Source organism: Rhizobium sp. CG5, from assembly GCF_023701945.1.
Taxonomy (GTDB): Bacteria; Pseudomonadota; Alphaproteobacteria; order Rhizobiales; family Rhizobiaceae; genus Allorhizobium.
In genome coordinates this window covers 180,211-198,184 of the sequence record NZ_JABAEF010000011.1, presented here as the reverse complement: position 1 = coordinate 198,184, position 17,974 = coordinate 180,211, and the positions used below count along the sequence as shown (strand labels likewise).

The window sequence follows — 17,974 nt, the reverse complement described above, 5'->3', positions numbered from 1 at the left end:
ACCTTCATGAGCAAATTGCCTGAGCCATCGGTTAAATCAACGCCGTACTGGTGGGAAGATTGCATTATTCCTCCGCAACCGGTTCGGGGCATCGATCCGACGTGCGACGTGGTGATTGTTGGCGGTGGCTATACCGGCTTGTCTGCAGCGATCGAACTGGCCAGAGCGGGGCAGCATGTCCAGCTCTTCGATCGACAGGCACTTGGCCATGCCGCTTCCGGTCGCAATGGCGGAATGGCGAGCGGCAGTATCCGCCCCGGGCGCAAAGAGCTCGTCAAGCGTTTCGGCGAGGCCCGGGCAAGCGGCATCGCCCATGAGGGCAAAGCCGCACGCGAGGATCTCTGGCGGTTCTTGAAAGAGGAAAATATCGATTGCGATTTTCACCTCTCGGGTCTGTTCGACGGGGCCATGACGGTCGATGAGGCCGAAGAGCTTCGTCGGCACGCCGAGTTCCTTCACCGGACACTGGGGATCGAAGCGTTTACGGTCGACGGGTCGGAGGTGAAGAACTACATCGGCACGGACCTCTATGTCGCGGGGCTGGTGCGCAAAGATATCGGTGGCCTGCAACCGGCAAAGCTCTTGGCCGGCATGATTGAGGTTGCAAGTTCGGCCGGTGCGCTGCTTCACGAAAACACCGCTGTTCTCGGATCGTCGACGGAGCGTGGAGGTGTTCGTGTGCAGACAGCGCGCGGCGAGGTGTTCGCCCGCAAACTTCTTGTCTGCACCGATGGTTACACCGACGGGTTCGATCCGTGGCTTCGCAAGCGTCTGGTGCCGGTCCGAAGCCGTATCATCGCGACGGAGCAGCTAAGCCCGGATGTCATGGACCGGGTCATGCCTGCGCGCATGATGCATGGAGACATGCGAAAGCTCAGCTACTACTATCGTCCGTCTCCCGATGGAACGCGCATCCTGTTCGGTGGCCGAGACGGCACGACCGAAGGCGATCCGATCGCGCCAACGGTGCATCTGCAGACAGAACTCGCGCGATTGTTCCCTGAACTCGCTGGCGTGGGGCTGACCCACAGCTGGTTCGGCTATGTCGCTATGCACCGCGACATGGTGCCGCGCATGTTCTCATCCGGCCATACGGTCTATGCGACGGGATATTGCGGGTCCGGCATCGTGTGGGGCAGGTGGCTGGGCCAGAAGGCCGCGTTCAAGATTCTGGGCGATCGTGAACAGTCGCGCTCCGCGTTCGACTTCGATCCGCCGCCCAAAGCCGTGCCTTTCTACAATGGTCGTCCCTGGTTCATACCGCTCGTCTATTCGATGTACGAACGACATGACAGGAAGATGCTCCGCGAACGCAAGAAGAGCTGAGTTCAACAATAGTGTTCCTGTTTCTCTGTGATGCCACAAGGGGGCAGTCTTTGCTGACGCTTTTGCAGAGCATCTTCCCGATGTGCTTTTCTGCATGGATGCGGAGAGCGTGCCCGCCGCCGCCGTCCGCTTCATCATGACATGGAACCCGCCTGCAGACCTAGTTCGCTACCAGAACCTCGAGGCGGTGTTCTGCATCGGTGCCGGCATCGACCAGTTTGCCGGCGCCGTCATACCCCAAAATGTCAAACTCGTGCGCATGGTCGACGAGGGCATTACCCGGATGGTGGTGGAATATGTTGTGATGGCAGTGCTGTCGCTCCATCGCAACCTGCATCTTTACATCGACCAGCAGCGTCAACATGTGTGGCAGGAGATCGTTCCTCAGGCACAAGCCGCCGACCGCAGCGTCTCGATCCTGGGAACCGGCGTTCTCGGCCATGCTGCACTTTGCAAGCTGCGAGACTTCGGGTTCAAACTCTCGGGATGGAGCCGGTCCGGGCGCGCGATCGAAGGCGTGGCCGGCTATCAAGGGCAAGAGGGCTTGCGTGACATGCTCGCGCAGATGCTTGCTACCCTTGACCGAGGACACGGCCGGACTCCTCAATCGCGACCTTTTCCGGAGCCTTCGGCCTGGCGCGTCTCTTGTCCATGTCGGCCGCGGCCGACAACTTGTTCCCGACGCGCTGATGGAAGCGCTGGACAGCGGGCAATTGTCGGGTGCCTTTCTCGACGTTGTCGATCCGGAGCCACTTCCGGCCGACAGTCTGCTTTGGGGCCATCCGCGCATCGTGATCACGCCTCACATCGCAGCCATCACGCAGCCGGCATCGGCTGCGCTGACAACGATCGAGAACGTGAAATGGCTTCGTGCAGGTATAGCACCTGTGGGCCTGGTCGATCTGGCTCCTGACACGTCTGTTTCTGCATTTTTGGCATTGCAATGAAACCGAATCCGGGACCTCCGCAGGCCAGCCGCCCACAAGGACGACATCATCCCGCCGGTTTCCTTTTAGAAAGCACAGGACCAGCGAAATTCTGTCTGAAATTGCCAGCGTCTATGAAGGCATTCAAGACACAGCCCCCGATGCCGTCTCGAGGGATCAATGGGATATGAAGAGTTTTCAAGGAAATCTCTTTTTGATCATGCCATGTTAGTCGGTGCGCGGCGATTAAGTTCCGGAGAACATTCGCGTATTGTCTATCCAATGATCCGGCTGAGGTCAGCGGCCGCAGGGATTGCAACGTTTTCCGGCTTTGCAGGCGAAGCTGACCAATGCAATCCACACGTCGTCATTTCGGGTGCCATGCATTACCTTGCCAGCCCACCGAGTGCGTGCTCCAAGGCTTCAAGGAACCGGTCTACGTGTTCGGCCTGGCAGACGAGAGGAGGGCGCACTTTCAGGGCGTCTTCATTGGCGCCTGTCGTGCTGACAAGTACGCCGTCGTCGCGCATCGCATTTACGACATTCAACGCCATGGCACGCCGGCTCGGTGCCGTTGCACCTTCCAGGCCGAGGTCGATGCCGAAAAACAGACCTGCGTTGCGAATGCCGCAAATGCCATAGGGCTGAGTGGCAAGCTTCTCCAGCCCGGTTCGTAGGCGCTCGCCCATGGCAAGTGCATGCTGCGGGATCTTGTCGCGCTGCAGAATGTTCAGTACCGCGTCAGCCGTGGCTATTCCCACGGTGTTGCCCGCGAATGTATTCGAGTATCGCGCTGTCGCACCAAACTGGTCCATCGGTGATTTCCGCCCGATGACAGCACCAATCGGAAAACCGTTGCCCATAGGCTTGCCAAGGGTAACTAGGTCCGGAACTATGCTGTGTCGCTCGAAGCCCCACATATGAGCGCCGGTTCGTCCGAAACCGGGTTGGACTTCGTCGGCGATCAGGAGGCCGCCTGCTTCCCGCACCGCCGCGATGCCGCTGGCGATGAAGCCGGGAGGATCGACCCAGACGCCGTCGCTGGAGAAAATGCTGTCGATTAGCAAGGCAGCAACGCCAATGCCGCGACGGTTTAGATCGACAACGGCGGCGCGAACCTGTGCTTCGAAGAAATCGGCGGCTTGTGATTCAGGCACGCCTGCCGGCCCGGGAAGGTCCACCATGCGTACGAGCGGACTGAGTTTGACCGCATCGCCAAGATTGGGCGACACCGATGCTGTCGCCGCGCTGGTGCCATGATACGCGTAAGACGAAACGATCACGCCTTCGTTGCCGCTCGCAAGCTTGGCAATGCGCAGGGCGAGGTCGTTCGATTCGCTTCCCGTGCATGTGAAGACGACCCGGTTCAACTCTGCGGGAAAAGTTGCAATCAAACGCTCGGCATAGTCGACAAGCTTTGGTTCGAGATAACGCGTGTTGGCGCTGATCCGGCCTGCCTGCTCAGCCATGGCAGCGTTGACCTCTGGATGGCAGTGGCCGAGAGAGGGCACATTGTTGTAGAAATCCAGATAGGCTCGGCCATCAGGGTCATATAGCCACATGCCTTCGCCGCGAACGAAATGCACTGGTCGGCGATACTGGAGCCTGTAGGAGGCTCCAAGGACACTGTCGCGACGCGCAATCAACTCGGACTCGCGCAAGGGAACATCCGCTTCCCCCGGTGTGTAACGATTTGGCATTAGATCTGTAGACATGTGTTTCCGCCTGCTTGAGAGTGCCGTGACAAATCTGCGAAGCGATCGCGAATTGTCGGTTCATGCTTGGTTAATTGTACCGCGGGGATATCCCGCTATGAGGATGATAGTTTCGCAGCTCGGCGGACTGCGGCATCGGCCTCCAGGGCTGCCAGAGGTGCGAGAATAGACAGGCCCCGCTCGGCGCGTGCGACATTTTTTTTAATGTACTGGGCCTCGTCAGGGAAAAGATGGGATCGCCAGTAATTGATCAAGATTAGCGCGCTTTGTCGCGCCCGCATCAGCCCGACAAGGAGCCGTGCCTCCTGTTCGGAAAGGGGAATTACCGACGCATATCCGGCAATCAGATATTCTGCCCCGCCCAAAGCGTGCATTGGATCGAAAACCATGTGGCTTGCAGCAACCGCGAGATCTTGAATCCGTGGTCCCCAACAGCCATCGCCGAAGTCAATGAAACCCAATCCATTTTCAGTCACCAGCGTATTGAATGGGCTTGGATCATTATGGGTAATCTGCCACGCAAGGTTTAATAACTGGGGTTCAATGAACTCGATATAGTTGCTCATCGCACGCCGCACGTTATCCGCAACGAGGCCAGACGGCAGGTATTGCTCCAGTTCCAAAAGTCTCGGCCAGCAGCCGATATGCCAAAGAACCGGGCGATGGGTCGCGGGCACATCAATCACCCCAAGAGCGAGGTTCAACCGGCCAAGTGCGGCGCCTGTGCGCAAAAGCAGGTCAGGCGTTAGGCTCGCCTGATGCAACGGAATCCCCTCTACAAAGTTCTGGAGATATCCGCAGACACCCTCTTCCTGAAAGAGGAGGGCCTCATTGCTCGTGCGCAGGATTTGAGGCGTGACGAACCCGCTGGATCCTTGCACCGCGGCTATGGCCGCGGACTGAAAGCGAAAACTGTCGATTGCCTCTGGCTGTGTCGATGTTTTGAGGATCAGCCGGCGGCCATCCGAAAGCGCTATCGCCTCGGTGCGTTCCACTTCTGACGACAATGTCGAAATCGATCCTGTTAAGCCGTAGTGGTGTTTCAAAAGTTCGGCACTTCGCTCGGCTTCAAACGAGCTCGGCCGCGTTGCCAGGATTGCGGTGGCGGCCCGGAAATAGGCTTCGCTCGGCGCGGACGGGAAATGCTGATAATCGCTGTCAAAAGCCTGAGAGTCGTCAAGGCGGCCCCCCATGATGACATCGTTACGAATGCCCAATTTTGAAGCTCCTCGCTTGTTGGAGATCGCTGCTTTCAGGCTTGTGCACATGAAAAGCGATGAGTTTACGGACGATCCCTTCGGCTGCATTGCGCCGATCCCCAGTCAGGACGGAAACGCACCGCAATGGATTTTCAGGGTAATATTGACTGTGATCACATATATCAATAGAGGAAATTATCAAGACGAAAATTGATTGCGGAATGTCATGGCTGTGGAATTCTGCCATCGGCAAAAGGAGGCGATTCCCTCTGTATCTTCAAGCAAGTCTTGTATATCTGCGCATCCGATCCGTCATTTCCAGACTTATGGATTTTCGCCATCGCCATTCCAATTGCATCAGATAAAAATCGTGATATGAGATCACAATTAGGTATTGCCTATTTCTAATGCGTGGGTAATATTTGTGCATGTTCACAACGCGATCGCTGAGCGCGAAGCGGTTTTAAAGCAACCAAATGCCACGACGTGATGGGTCGTGGTGAAGCTGGAGAATGGAATGATGAATAGCCCGATATCTCGTAGAACGCTTCTCGCCGGTGCTACCGCTCTGACGACTGCCTTGATCGCTTCGCGTCTGTCTGCAACGCCCGTTCTGTCCGTTACGAAGACCGACGGATCGTTTGATCGTATCAAGGCGGCGCAACGCTTGAGCTTCGGCACTTCGAACGATCAGCCATATTGCTTCATTGATCCGGCAACCGGCGAGATCGTCGGCATCGATGCGGAAATGATGCTTGCTGTCCTGGAGAAACTTGGAATTGCCAACCATGAAACGACCCAGGTCGATTTCGATGGCCTCATTCCAAGCCTCCTTGCGTCCAGGATGGATGTCATAGCCGACGCCATGTACATCACCGAGAAGCGCAAGAAGGTCATCAACTTCTCTGACGGCTGGTATCAGTACGGGGAGGCTCTGCTGGTTCAAGTCGGCAATCCGCTGGCTCTCCATTCGCTGGACGACTTGAAGAAGGGAGCAAAGGTGGGCAGCTATCTTGGAACGGTCTATCTCGACTGGCTCGCTGAAATCGACGGCGCCAAGGTCAGCAGTTACCCGGACGCTGCAAGTGCGATGGAAGATCTTCGCGCCGGGCGCCTGGATGCGGCAATCGTTGATGCTCCCGTCGCCGGTTTCGCCCTGGCGCGCAACGAGAAATACAAGAACGCCTTTGAGATGGTAAGCGACTATACGCCAAAGGAAATTGGCATCATCGGGGCTGGGTTCCGCAAGGAAGACGGTGCGCTCCTGGAGGCCTTCAATTGGGGCCTGAAAGCGATCAAGGAAGATGGAACCGACCTTGCCATATTGAAGAAATGGGGCCTGTCGGAACAGAACCGCTATCTCGGTTGAGCCGGTCCATCCCGACGCATGCTTTTTTGGCTGAGTCCCGAAGCGACGAACAGGCAGTGTGCGTGGCCATGCCACCGCACTGCCTCTGTGCTGTAACAATCTCTCGAATTCAGCAAACGTGAACCGAAAGCACTCCGGATTATGGACTTCTCAGTTAGTGATACCATCGAATTTATGCCGCGCCTCCTGTGGGGCGCCGTCACGACGATCGAGATAACCCTGCTTTCGATCGTCCTTGCAATGGCTCTCGGTCTTGTCCTTGCTGTTGTTCGATCGTCATCGAGCAAACTGCTGACCCTTCCGGCGACACTTTTCGTGGATCTGATCCGGGGAACGCCGCTGTTGCTCCAAATATTCTACATCTACTATGTTTTGCCGCTCGCAGGTATCACGCTGGATTCTTTCACGGCCGGGGTCATCGCTTTGAGCATGAACTATGCCGCCTATCTCAGCGAGGTCTTTCGGTCCGGGATCGTGGCGGTGCCACCGGGGCAGCGGGAGGCGGCGTGGTCGCTCGGAATTCCTGCGCGCGAGACCATGACGAGGGTGGTATTGCCGCAGGCAGTTCGCCTCGTCATTCCATCTGTCGGAAACTATTTCGTCTCACTGTTCAAAGACTCCGCTCTGGTCTCGGTCATTGCGCTGACAGAATTGATGCGGGCGGGACAATTGCTTGCATCTTCCACTTTCAAGCATTTCGAAATTTTTACGATCGTTGCGTTGATTTATCTTGCGATCAGTTATCCGGCGACCTGGCTGGTGCGCTGGGTCGAAAGGTATTTCAAAATAGGCAAGTTAAAAGATCCTATCGACCCCGTCCGACTTTGAACTCTTAGGCGCAGGCACAATTCCGAGGCAGAAATGACAATAATATCAAAAGAGTTATCCGCGCCGGTCAGCAAAAGAGAGATGGTTGATATCCGCGAGTTATCGAAATTCTATGGAACGTATGAAGTCCTGAAAAAGGTGAATTTTTCCGTCCGTGCGGGCGAGCGCGTGGTGATTTGCGGGCCATCGGGGTCCGGAAAATCAACATTGATCCGCTGCATTAACCGGCTGGAAAAATTCCAGTCGGGCAGCATTGTTGTCGATGGTGTCCCTCTCGACGATAATCCAGACAATGTTGACACGATCCGCCGCGAGGTCGGCATGGTGTTTCAATCCTTCAATCTCTTCCCGCATCTTACAGTCCTTGAGAACTGTACACTGGCGCCAATGATCGCCCGGAAGCTGTCTCAATCGGCTGCGGAGAAATTGGCTTTTGAGCTGCTCGACCGCGTTCAGATCGCAGATCAGGCTCGGAAATACCCTATGCATCTGTCAGGCGGCCAACAACAGCGCGTGGCCATTGCTCGAGCGCTATGCATGAAGCCAAGGCTGATGCTGTTTGACGAACCAACGTCTGCTCTGGATCCCGAAATGGTGACCGAGGTACTGGATGTGATCGTCGACCTGGCAAAGGAAGGTATGACGATGATCTGTGTGACCCATGAAATGGGCTTTGCCCGGCGTGTCGCAAACCGGGTTGCATTTATCAGCGATGGCAAAATTCTTGAAGAAGCGGATCCAGACACTTTCTTCGACAGCCCGAAACACGAGCGGACAAAGTCATTTCTATCTCGCATATTGTCCCATTAAGCGAGCCGCTCCGACGCATTGAACGGTGACCTCATGCATGCCTGGCCGATCAGGCCGGCATGCATTCGATGATAAAATCCATTCCCTGAATGATGTCCTGCTCAATGGCACTTCTCAGTGCCGATGGATTTCCGGCGGCGATGGCCGCCAATGCAGCCTCGTGGTGATCAGTCAGCGACGCGGCCTGTTTCTTGTCGCGATCGGCAGCACGGTCTCCTGACATCAGCAAGTTGAAGCTTGGACCGATCCGGAGCCACAATGTCTCGATAATATTGACTGCAATGCTCATTCCGGAGCTGCGGTAAAGCGTGAAATGGAAATCCTGATTGTTGACAAGATAACGCTTTGAGTCTCCGATGGCCAAAGCCGCCCGCATCTGTCCTTGGAGTTCGTAAAGGCGGGACAATTCGGGCGCCCCGATCAGCGGTCCGGCGGCCTGTGCTACAGATCCCTCAAGAATGACCCGTAGCTGTTTCAATTCCGCAAGGATTTCGCGCGTCATGTCAGGCACGGCAAAGGTTCTGTTCGGTCTAAGGACAAGCGCGCCCTCCGCCATCAGGTGCTGCACGGCTTCCCGAACCGGCATGGGGCTGGTGCCGAGTTCCTGTGCCAGATTTCGAAGGCTTACGGTATCGCCCGGCATAAATCGGCCTTTCATCAAAGCGTCTCGCAATGCCTGATAGCTCTGTTGCTGAAGGCTTTCCCTATCGACAGGTTTCATCTTTTGCGGCTGTTTTCTGTCCAAACCAATCGACGAGTTTTCTTCCGACTTTGCGGGCGCCAGGTTAAACGTTGAACTTGATCTTTTCACGGGAAGCTTGTTCCTTGATTGGTTGGACGGTGAGTCAATCAGAAGTCGACGCCCTGCCTTTTGCCTTTCAAATGATTTACCGGAATTAGACAGAGTTGCCACCCTGATGTTTGATCCCAGATTTTGATGTTGCAATCTTTGCGCAGGCTTGGAGAGATTCGCCAGGGGACAGGTTCTACACGGCAACGCCACGATGACGGAGGCAACCGTAGACTGTGGCCAGGCGGCGCAAGCGGGCTTCGGCGGCCGATAGTCGATTTTCACTGAGAGCTGGCCCGAGCGACCTCTCAGTGCAATCAACATCTGTGGTAGCTCAGGAGAAAACGCAATCACCAGAACGGCGCGTGTCCATCGTGCGCCGCCTCAGTGCTGCTACCTCTGCAAACAAGCGTGCCGAACCGGGATAGAGTTCTTCGGCTTCCCGCCTCGGAACCGCTTCCCCGGACACGGGTGATCAGCTTGAAACCGAGTTGGACTTCGGCATGATTGACGATCTGGCTCAATGCCGGCTGCGAGATGTTGAGCATCTGGGCGGCGATCCGCCCGGCCCGCAGCGCATGACCATACAGAAGATTTCGAGTTGGCGTGCTTGCATTGCGCGTCCGGGCTTTCTGGCCCATGGGCGGCAGGGGCATTTCAAAAGTCTGCGACGTTGCCCCATGCGGATTGCGAGAAGCGGTTCGGATGATAGGGGCGGGGATCGACCAGCGGGTCCGATCCCGTGACGATATCGGCGAGCAGATGACCGGCGCCGGGGCCGATGCCGAAGCCGTGACCGCTGAAACCTGCAGCCAGGATGAAGCCGGGCACCGCCGGGGTCTCGCCGATGGCCGGCACGCCATCCGGCGTCGAGTCGACGTAACCGGCCCAACTCGCCGTGATGCGGCGGCCCTTCAATGCCGGCAGCAGTTCCGCGGCGCGTTCGTAGGTGATGCGGATCGTACCCTGATCGACGGCCGGGTCGAGGATCCGCGTTTGCTCCATCGGCGTCGGACGGTCGAGCCGCCAGCGCGTCAGGCTCTCGTGACCGCTGCGCACGCCCTCAAGGCTGCCAGGCGACAGGGAACGCCAGCGGCGAATGAATATCGGCAGGAATTGAGCGGCAAAGCGGATTTGCTGGGCGGTCGGATCCACCCGGCCCCGGCCGCTGATCGCAAGCGTATATCCGCCATCGCCGCGGCGGGTCGCCGAGACGCGGGCCGTATGCAGCGCATCGGGAAGCACGCCTTCGCCGGGCGCGACGGAAAGGATCGATGATCGGATCGACGCCTGGGGAAACCGGATGCCCAGCTGGCGGCAGAAGGATGACGCCCAGGCCCCACCGGACAGGATTGCCGTGGCGGTGCGGATCGTCCCGTGCTCGGTGACGACGGCGGACAGTCGCCCGCCCTCCGTCTCGATGCCGCGCGCGGCGCAGTTCTGGAGTACGGTTCCGCCAAGCTTGAGGATTGCGCGAGCGACGGCAGGCGCGGCGCGGGACGGATCCGCGGTGCCGTCGCTTGGTGAAAAGACGCCGCCTTTCCAGGCGCGGCCGGTCGCCACCCCTCGCTCGGCGGCAGCGACGCTGTCCAGCATATGGGTTGTTACGCCGACGGTGCGGGCGTAATCCCGCCACCGCGCCCAGCCGGCCAGCTCTTCCTCGCTATTGCTCAGATAGAGCAGGCCGCAACGGCGAAAGCCGGTGTCTTCGCCGCTTTCTGTTGAGAATTGTTCCCAGAGATCGATGCTCTTGGTTGCCATGGGCAGTTCGCGGGCGTCGCGGTTCTGCTGGCGGCACCAGCCCCAATTGCGGCTCGACTGTTCGGCTCCGACGCGCCCCTTCTCCAGCAGGACGACTTTCAGGCCCCTTTTGGCAAGATAATAGGCGGCAAAGACCCCGACGATGCCGGCGCCGATGATCACGGCATCGGCCGAACGGGGGAGGACATCGGGGCTTTCCACAAGCGTGAGCGGTGCTGGCATGGCTATCGGTCTCCTGGTCGCTCATCAGCATAGCGGCTCGACCACACCAAGGGGTGCTGCACAAACCTGTTGCACAGCAGAAGATACCGTAGCAGTGCGTGAATGCCGACGATCGTGCGGAGGGCTTCTGGGCAGAATGAAATAGACAAGCTCCGCCATGGTGTTAAGCTCGGTCAAGAATTTCTGCAGCATATAATTCCGCCGGCCGTTCGGCGCTTTTCGGAGAGACAGGCAGATGAAACTCGACAGGATTGACATCAAGATTCTCTATGAGCTGCAGAAGAATGGCCGCATCACGAATGTCGAGCTGGCCGACTTGGTGAATCTCTCTCCCAGCCCGTGCCTGATGCGCGTCAAGAAGCTCCAGCAGGAAGGCTTCATCGAGGGGTATTCGGCGCAGATCAATGTCGGCAAGCTTGGTCAGACCCTGACAGTTTTTACCGAAATCACCTTGAAGAACCACCGGCAGATCGATTTTGCCCGGTTCCTCGCCGTCGTGGAGAAGATCGACCAGGTGATCGAATGCCATCTGGTGTCGGGCGGCTACGACTATCTCATCAAGTTCGTCACCGCCGGCATCGGCGAATACCAGGGGATCATGGAACGGCTGACCGACATGGATATCGGCATCGACAAGTATTTCAGCTTCGTCGTGCTGAAATCGCCGATCGTCAAAGCTCATATGCCCTTGACCAGCCTGTTCCCACTTTAGGCAGGGGCGGTGATCTGTGGCCCCACCGCCGTGGTCAATTGTGGCTGTAAGTCTTCACCAGTTCCAGATCGAGCTCAAGCGCGTCGAGCCACTTCGAGTAGGGATGATGCGGTGCCGTCAGCTGTGCCGGCGTGATCGCCTCGACTTGCGACCGCCACGCATCACGACGATCTCGCAACGGCCATTGATGCCATGGCGCGGCACAAAATTTTAAAATGCAGGGTTTTGCGATATTTCGCGAGTACCTGCTTGGCCCCCTCAGTCCTTCAACGCCCGGCGGACATCCGGATCCTCCAGTGTCTGGTCGAGGGTCTCGACGGTTCGTTCGAGAATGGCGTCGATATCGTCATCACTGCAGCAGAGCGGCGGGGCATAACCCAGCACGCCATTGGCGAAAGCACGGATGATCAGCCCGTTGTCCCAGGCCCGCTCGAAGATGCGCCGTGCCGGCTGGGCTTCGACGGGAAGGGGCGTCTTCGTCTTCTTGTTAGACACAAGTTCGATCGCCGCCAGCATGCCCCGGCCGCGCACGTCGCCGACCAGGGGATGATCCCGCAGGGCCTCAAGGCCCGCCATCAGCCGCGCGCCGGCTTTCACGCCGTTTTCCAGCAGGCCGTTTTCATAGAGCCTGAGCACCTCGAGGCCAACGGCAGCGCTGACGGGATGGGCCGAATAGGTGTAACCGTGGCCGACGGCAGAGGCGCCGGCGCCATCGGCAATCACCTGATAGACATGGTCGGCCATGAACACTGCACCCATTGGTACATAACCGGAGGTCAGGCCCTTGGCCGTCGTCATGAAATCGGGAACGATGTCGTCCTCCGAACAGGCAAACAGCGGACCGGTACGGCCAAAACCGGTGATGACTTCGTCGGCGACAAAGAGAATATCGAGTTCGCGGCACAGGTCACGCATGGCCTTGATCCAGCCTTTCGGGGGCACGATGACGCCGCCGGAACCCTGGATCGGCTCGGCATAAAACGCTGCGACCCGGTCCGGGCCAATGGCCTCGATCTTGGCGCGCAGGGCTGCAAGCGACGCCTCAATAATCGTCTGTGCATCCTCGCCCACGGGATTGCGATAGGGATAGGGGGATGGAATTTTATGCTGCCAGTGGAACGGAATGCCGAATCCGGCGTGAAAATTGGGGAGGGCTGTCAGGCCGGCGCCGACCGTGGAGGAACCATGATAGCCCTGCTCGATCGAGATGAACTGATCGCGCTGCGGCTGCCCTTTGGCGATCCAGTAATAGCGGATGAAACGGATCGTGCTGTCGACGGCGTCCGAACCGCCGAGGGTGAAGTAGATGTGGTTGAGGTCACCGGGGGCGCGGTCGGCGAGTTCGGACGCAAGACGGATCGCCGGTTCGCTGCCGAGGCCGAAATAGGCTGTCGCATAGGGCAGTTCCCGCATCTGGCGTGCCGCCGCCTCGACGATCGAATCATGGCCGTAGCCGGCATTGACGCACCACAGGCCTGCAAATCCGTCGACAAGCTGATGGCCGGATGCGTCGGTCACCGTCGCACCCTTGGCGGAGGCGAGAACGCGAACACCTTGCTGCTCATGGCCGCGATAGGAGGCGACCGGATGGATGAGGTGGGCGCGATCAAGCTCGATGAGGGAATTGTTGAACATTGTCATCTCCGGGTCAGCCGAGGGCCTGATTGGCAAGGGCAAAGGTGGTGACCGCCGGTGCGGCGTGTGGGATAGCGACAGGTCGCGCCATGGCGATGCCGCCGCCGACAGGGGCGAGGCCGTGATCGGCAAGCCAGGGAGCAAGGCCAGTGCCAGCGCCGGTGTCGACGCGCAGGTAAGCGCCTTGCCGGCGGCTGATGAAGTGGGAAACAAGCGCCTTGGCGTCATCGAGATGTGGCGCGACGACGGGGCCAATCACCTCGCCCCGGCCGAAGCTGCGCATGGCGGCAAAGGCCGAAACGCTGTCGCCGCGGCGGATCAGGGCAAGCGTGCCGACATCGGCAAGCTTGCGGATGAGCGCAGTGCGGTCGGCGCCATAGGCCTGCCTGTCGAGGTCTATAATGGCAGGAAGGTCGCCTGCGACGGCGACGTGTGTGTTTTCAGGCGCTGCGATGGCCACTGCAATGCCCTGATGCTGGACGATGCTTCCCGTTTCCCGGAAGCCCAGCCGTTCATAAAGGGGCAGTCCATCAGCCGTTGCGACAAGGCGCAGCGGCCGGCCACCGGCAAGCCCCATCGCCGCCTCCATAAGCCGCCGCCCAACGCCGCGTCCGCGCATGCCCTCGTCAACGATCACCATGTTGATCGTGGCGCACTCTTTGCCATAGGGCGTCATCAGGATGGTGCCGGCAACCTCCCGCCCGTCAGCGATTGCGACGAAGCCTTCGCTCAGGTCAATCGCCAACCGCCAGTCTTCCAGCCGATGCGGCCAGCCGGCCTGGCGGGACAGCCGGACGGCACCGTCGAGATGTTCCTGTCCAATGGGTACGATGGTAATGTCGATCGACTGCATGGGGCAATACCTTCATTTTCTGATCCCAAATGTTACGGGCAATGCGCCGGAAGATTGTCTGAAGGCGGCGCAAGCCGCGATATCTTCAACCGTAGCCGCAGCTGCCCGCCGCATCTTATGCCGTGGGGTCGCCGCAGGCATGGCTGGAACGGCGCCTCATCCCGTGCGATCGTGGCCGCCCTGCGCAACCAAATACCATTCGGGCAGGGTGATACGGAACTTTCTGCTTTCAAATCCCCCAATTCAGTCGGCGCTGGTGCCATAAGCCGACCTATGATCTTGCCATCATCAGACCGGCTCCAAGGCCGCCTATCGAGGACGACGCGCATGACGACCTTCCGCCCGAAATTCATCACCTTCGACTGCCACGGTACTCTGATCAATTTCCAGATGGCGGAAGCGGCGCGCGACCTCTATGGAAGCCGCATGGATGAGCCGAAGATGCTGGAGTTCATCAAGAATTTTTCCGCCTACCGCCTGGACGAGATCATGGGCGACTGGAAGCCCTACGCGGATGTCGTTCACAATTCCCTGGAGCGATCCTGCAAGCGCAATGGTATCGCTTTCACGGAAGAGGATGCCAGAGCGGTCTATGAACGGGTGCCAACCTGGGGACCGCATGCCGATGTGCCGGCGGGCCTTGCCAAGGTTGCCAAGGAAATTCCGCTGGTCATCCTGTCCAATGCCATGAACTCCCAGATCATGTCCAATGTGGAGAAACTCGGGGCGCCCTTCCATGCCGTCTATACGGCCGAACAGGCCCAGGCCTACAAGCCACGCTTCCAGGCATTCGAATACATGTTCGACATGCTCGGCTGCGGTCCGGAAGACATTCTGCATTGCTCGTCCTCCTTCCGCTACGATCTGATGTCCGCCCATGACCTGGGAATCAAGAACAAGGTCTGGGTCAACCGTGGCCATGAACCCGCCAATCCCTACTACGGCTATGTGGAGATCGCCGGCATCTTCGACCTGCCTGGCGTCGTCGGGCTCTAAGGAAAGACAAACCCATGAAATATCTGTCTTACTGGCACGATACGGCACCCGGGTTCACGGGCGCCGTCGAGGGCCCGATCGAGGGTCACTACGACGTTGCGGTGATCGGCGGCGGCTTTACCGGGCTTGGCGCAGCGCGGCAGCTTGCCAAGGCCGGGACGAAGGTGATCGTGCTGGAGGCGGTAACCGTGGGTTACGGCGCGTCGGGACGCAACGGCGGCCATCTCAACAACGGCCTGGCGCACAGCTATCTGGCGGCGAAGGCGGAGATCGGCAAGGAGCGCGCCATTGCGCTCTACCAGGCACTGGATGCCTCGATCGACACCCTGGAGGCCATCATTGCCGAAGAGGGCATCGACTGCAATTTTCGCCGGGCAGGCAAGCTGAAGCTTGCCTCCAAGCCGTCGCATTTCGACAGCATCGCGAAGAATTTCGAGGCGGTGCATGCCGAAGTGGATGCCGACACCGCGCTGCTTTCGTCCGCCGACCTCAAGCGTGAGGTCGGATCGCCCTTCCAGGGCGCGATGCTGTCGAAGAAGAGCGCGATGATGCATATGGGGCGTTATGTTGTCGGCCTGGCCGGGGCGGCCAGCCGCAGCGGTGCGGTCATTGCCGAGAAGGCGGCGGTCACGGAGCATACCCAGACGGGCGGTCGGCATGTTCTGAAGACGGCAAGAGGCATTGTGACGGCAGATCAGGTTCTGGTTGCCACCGGCGCCTATACCAGCCCGAATTTCGGGTACTTCCGGCGTCGCATCATCCCGGTCGCCAGCTTCATCATCGCCACCCGACCGCTGACGGATGCGGAGGTTGCGGCGACCATGCCGGGCAACCGCACCTGCGTGAATTCGATGAATATCGGCAATTACTGGCGTCTATCGCCGGACAACCGGCTGATCTTCGGCGGCAGGGCGCGTTTCTCGGCCACGTCCGACCAGCGATCCGACGCCAAGGGCGGCGCGATCCTGCGCGAAAGCCTCGTCCGGCTCTTTCCGCAGCTCGCCAAGGTCGAGATCGACTATTGCTGGGGCGGGTTGGTCGATATGACCAAGGACCGTTTTCCGCGGGCAGGCTATCAGGATGGAGTGTGGTACGCGATGGGCTATTCCGGCCATGGCGCACAGCTTTCCACCCATCTCGGCATGACGATGGCCGATGCCATGCTCGGCCGGCCGGATCGCAATCCGCTCAAGGGCCTCGACTGGCCGGCGGTTCCGGGCCATTTCGGGACGCCGTGGTTCCTGCCGCTGGTGGGGCTTTATTACAAGGCGCTCGACCGGTTCCAGTAGCGCATACCGGTTTCCGGCTGGCAGACAAAAAAAGGGGAGTTGTTCTGGCAACTCCCCTTTTATGCCTGCAGATCGCGGAAGGTTCAGGCGAGCCCGCCGATGTGGAAAGACTTCATTTCCAGATATTCGTCGATGCCGGCCCTGGCGCCTTCGCGGCCGAGGCCGGACTGTTTGACACCGCCGAACGGTGCGACTTCGGTGGAGATGGCACCGGTGTTGAGGCCAACCATACCGAATTCCAGCGCCTCGCCGACGCGCCAGGCGCGTTTCAGGTTCTCGGTGTAGAAATAGGCGGCAAGGCCAAAGGGCGTGCCATTGGCGATGGTCAGCGCCTCTTCCTCGGTTTCGAAGCGGAAGAGCGGCGCCACCGGGCCAAAGGTCTCTTCGCTGGCAAGCTGCATGTCCGTCGTGGCACCGGTGAGGACCATGGGGGCGGCATATTGTTCGCCGGCCGGCATGTCCGTGCGGGTCGTGACAATCGTCGCGCCCTTGGCCAGCGCGTCTTCGACATGGCGGTTGATCTTGGCAATGGCGGCCTGGTTGATCATTGGCCCGATCGAAACGCCGGATTCGGTGCCGGGTCCGACCTTCATCGCGTTGACACGGCTGCTGAGTTTTTCTGCAAAGGTCTCATAGACACCGGCCTGCACGAGCAGGCGGTTGGCGCAGACGCAGGTCTGCCCGCCATTGCGGAATTTCGAGGCGATCGCACCTTCGACGGCCAGATCAAGGTCGGCGTCGTCGAAGACGATGAATGGCGCATTGCCGCCAAGTTCCAGCGAAAGCCGCTTCACGCTATCGGCGGCACCGCGCATCAGCAGCGAACCGACCCTGGTTGAACCGGTGAAGGAGATCTTGCGGACCGCTTCGTTCGCCATGATCTCGTTGCCGATGTCGGTTGGCATGCCGGTGACGATATTGACAACGCCGGCCGGAATGCCGGCCTTTTCTGCAAGCCAGCCGATTGCCAGCGCCGAATAGGGCGTGAATTCGGAAGGCTTGATGACCACGGTACAGCCGGCGGCAAGGGCAGGCGCGACCTTGCGGGTGATCATCGCATTGGGGAAGTTCCAGGGCGTGATGATGCCGCAGACGCCCACCGGCTCCTTCAGGACGACGATCCGCCGGTCCGGCGTGGGCGACGGGATGGTGTGGCCCTCGATGCGCCGGGCTTCCTCGGCGAACCATTTGACGAAGGAGGCGCCGTAACGGATTTCGCCGCGGGCCTCGTCCAATGGCTTGCCCTGTTCCGTCGTCAGGATCAGCGCAAGGTCCTCGATGTGCTCAAGCATCAGTGCATGCCAGGCTTCGAGCAGGGTGGCCCGTTCGGCATGGGTCTTCTTCTTCCAAGGTCCATAGGCGGCGGAGGCCGCCTCGATGGCCGCGCGTGTCTCGCCAGAGCCCATGTCCGGCACGGTGCCGACCACGGTTTGGCTGGCTGGATCGATCACGTCGATCGTGTTGCCTGACACTGCCGGCGTCCACTGGCCACCAATCAAAGCGTGTTGCCGGAAAAGACCCGGTTCTTTCAAGGTCTGCATTT

16 protein-coding genes and 1 pseudogene are annotated in these 17,974 nt (G+C 59.2%); 8 read left to right on the top strand and 9 right to left on the bottom strand.

Annotation, left to right across the window (positions count from 1 at the left end; genetic code table 11):
* The first annotated feature begins 6 nt into the window (after window positions 1-6).
* Window positions 7-1,326, top strand: a complete 1,320-nt coding sequence (locus HGO38_RS18950) for an NAD(P)/FAD-dependent oxidoreductase (RefSeq protein ID WP_250957469.1) — start codon at window positions 7-9, stop codon at window positions 1,324-1,326.
* A gap of 8 nt (window positions 1,327-1,334) precedes the next feature.
* Window positions 1,335-2,273: pseudogene (locus HGO38_RS18945) on the top strand (2-hydroxyacid dehydrogenase).
* Between the two features lie 365 nt (window positions 2,274-2,638).
* Here HGO38_RS18945 and HGO38_RS18940 read toward each other — a convergent pair.
* Window positions 2,639-3,967 carry an aspartate aminotransferase family protein gene (locus HGO38_RS18940; protein ID WP_250957468.1) on the bottom strand — a complete coding sequence of 443 codons (1,329 nt, stop codon included), beginning with the start codon at window positions 3,965-3,967 and terminating at the stop codon, window positions 2,639-2,641.
* Between the two features lie 95 nt (window positions 3,968-4,062).
* Window positions 4,063-5,184 carry a phosphotransferase enzyme family protein gene (locus HGO38_RS18935; RefSeq protein WP_250957467.1) on the bottom strand — a complete coding sequence of 374 codons (1,122 nt, stop codon included), beginning with the start codon at window positions 5,182-5,184 and terminating at the stop codon, window positions 4,063-4,065.
* 499 nt (window positions 5,185-5,683) lie between these two features.
* Here HGO38_RS18935 and HGO38_RS18930 point away from each other — a divergent pair, with 499 nt between their 5' ends.
* The 3 genes from HGO38_RS18930 (at window position 5,684) to HGO38_RS18920 (ending at window position 8,173) form a co-directional block, all read left to right on the top strand.
* Window positions 5,684-6,535, top strand: a complete 852-nt coding sequence (locus HGO38_RS18930; protein ID WP_250957466.1) for an ABC transporter substrate-binding protein — start codon at window positions 5,684-5,686, stop codon at window positions 6,533-6,535.
* Between the two features lie 141 nt (window positions 6,536-6,676).
* Complete coding sequence (locus tag HGO38_RS18925; RefSeq protein WP_250957465.1) at window positions 6,677-7,363, top strand: amino acid ABC transporter permease; 687 nt, start codon at window positions 6,677-6,679, stop codon at window positions 7,361-7,363.
* Window positions 7,364-7,444: 81 nt separating this feature from the next.
* Window positions 7,445-8,173, top strand: coding sequence for an amino acid ABC transporter ATP-binding protein (locus tag HGO38_RS18920; RefSeq protein WP_250957464.1), 729 nt, complete (start codon window positions 7,445-7,447; stop codon window positions 8,171-8,173).
* Window positions 8,174-8,222: 49 nt separating this feature from the next.
* Here HGO38_RS18920 and HGO38_RS18915 read toward each other — a convergent pair whose 3' ends face one another.
* The 3 genes from HGO38_RS18915 to HGO38_RS18905 all read right to left on the bottom strand — a co-directional run bounded on the left by HGO38_RS18915 (window position 8,223) and on the right by HGO38_RS18905 (window position 10,946).
* Window positions 8,223-8,984 (bottom strand): GntR family transcriptional regulator, encoded by a 762-nt coding sequence (locus HGO38_RS18915; RefSeq protein ID WP_250957463.1) that lies wholly within the window; start codon window positions 8,982-8,984, stop codon window positions 8,223-8,225.
* A gap of 329 nt (window positions 8,985-9,313) precedes the next feature.
* Window positions 9,314-9,619 carry a helix-turn-helix domain-containing protein gene (locus tag HGO38_RS18910; protein WP_250957462.1) on the bottom strand — a complete coding sequence of 102 codons (306 nt, stop codon included), beginning with the start codon at window positions 9,617-9,619 and terminating at the stop codon, window positions 9,314-9,316.
* 1 nt (window position 9,620) lies between these two features.
* On the bottom strand, window positions 9,621-10,946 hold the full coding sequence (locus tag HGO38_RS18905) for an NAD(P)/FAD-dependent oxidoreductase (RefSeq protein WP_250957461.1): 1,326 nt from the start codon (window positions 10,944-10,946) through the stop codon (window positions 9,621-9,623).
* 235 nt (window positions 10,947-11,181) lie between these two features.
* Between HGO38_RS18905 and HGO38_RS18900 the strand changes: the two genes are divergently transcribed.
* Window positions 11,182-11,658 (top strand): Lrp/AsnC family transcriptional regulator, encoded by a 477-nt coding sequence (locus tag HGO38_RS18900; protein WP_250957460.1) that lies wholly within the window; start codon window positions 11,182-11,184, stop codon window positions 11,656-11,658.
* Window positions 11,659-11,692: 34 nt separating this feature from the next.
* On the opposite strand, the gene HGO38_RS18895 is transcribed toward HGO38_RS18900, so the two are convergent.
* The 3 genes from HGO38_RS18895 to HGO38_RS18885 form a co-directional block, all read right to left on the bottom strand.
* Entirely contained in the window at window positions 11,693-11,836 is a 144-nt protein-coding gene (locus tag HGO38_RS18895) for a hypothetical protein (protein WP_250957494.1), read from the bottom strand.
* 80 nt (window positions 11,837-11,916) lie between these two features.
* Window positions 11,917-13,293 (bottom strand): aspartate aminotransferase family protein, encoded by a 1,377-nt coding sequence (locus HGO38_RS18890; RefSeq protein WP_250957459.1) that lies wholly within the window; start codon window positions 13,291-13,293, stop codon window positions 11,917-11,919.
* Between the two features lie 13 nt (window positions 13,294-13,306).
* The gene (locus HGO38_RS18885) at window positions 13,307-14,146 is read right to left on the bottom strand and encodes a GNAT family N-acetyltransferase (protein ID WP_250957458.1); all 840 of its coding nucleotides are present in this window, start codon (window positions 14,144-14,146) and stop codon (window positions 13,307-13,309) included.
* Window positions 14,147-14,473: 327 nt separating this feature from the next.
* Here HGO38_RS18885 and HGO38_RS18880 point away from each other — a divergent pair, with 327 nt between their 5' ends.
* Complete coding sequence (locus HGO38_RS18880; protein ID WP_250957457.1) at window positions 14,474-15,142, top strand: haloacid dehalogenase type II; 669 nt, start codon at window positions 14,474-14,476, stop codon at window positions 15,140-15,142.
* 14 nt (window positions 15,143-15,156) lie between these two features.
* Complete coding sequence (locus HGO38_RS18875; protein WP_250957456.1) at window positions 15,157-16,431, top strand: NAD(P)/FAD-dependent oxidoreductase; 1,275 nt, start codon at window positions 15,157-15,159, stop codon at window positions 16,429-16,431.
* 83 nt (window positions 16,432-16,514) lie between these two features.
* Here HGO38_RS18875 and HGO38_RS18870 read toward each other — a convergent pair whose 3' ends face one another.
* Entirely contained in the window at window positions 16,515-17,972 is a 1,458-nt protein-coding gene (locus HGO38_RS18870; protein WP_250957455.1) for an NAD-dependent succinate-semialdehyde dehydrogenase, read from the bottom strand.
* Window positions 17,973-17,974 lie beyond the last annotated feature (2 nt).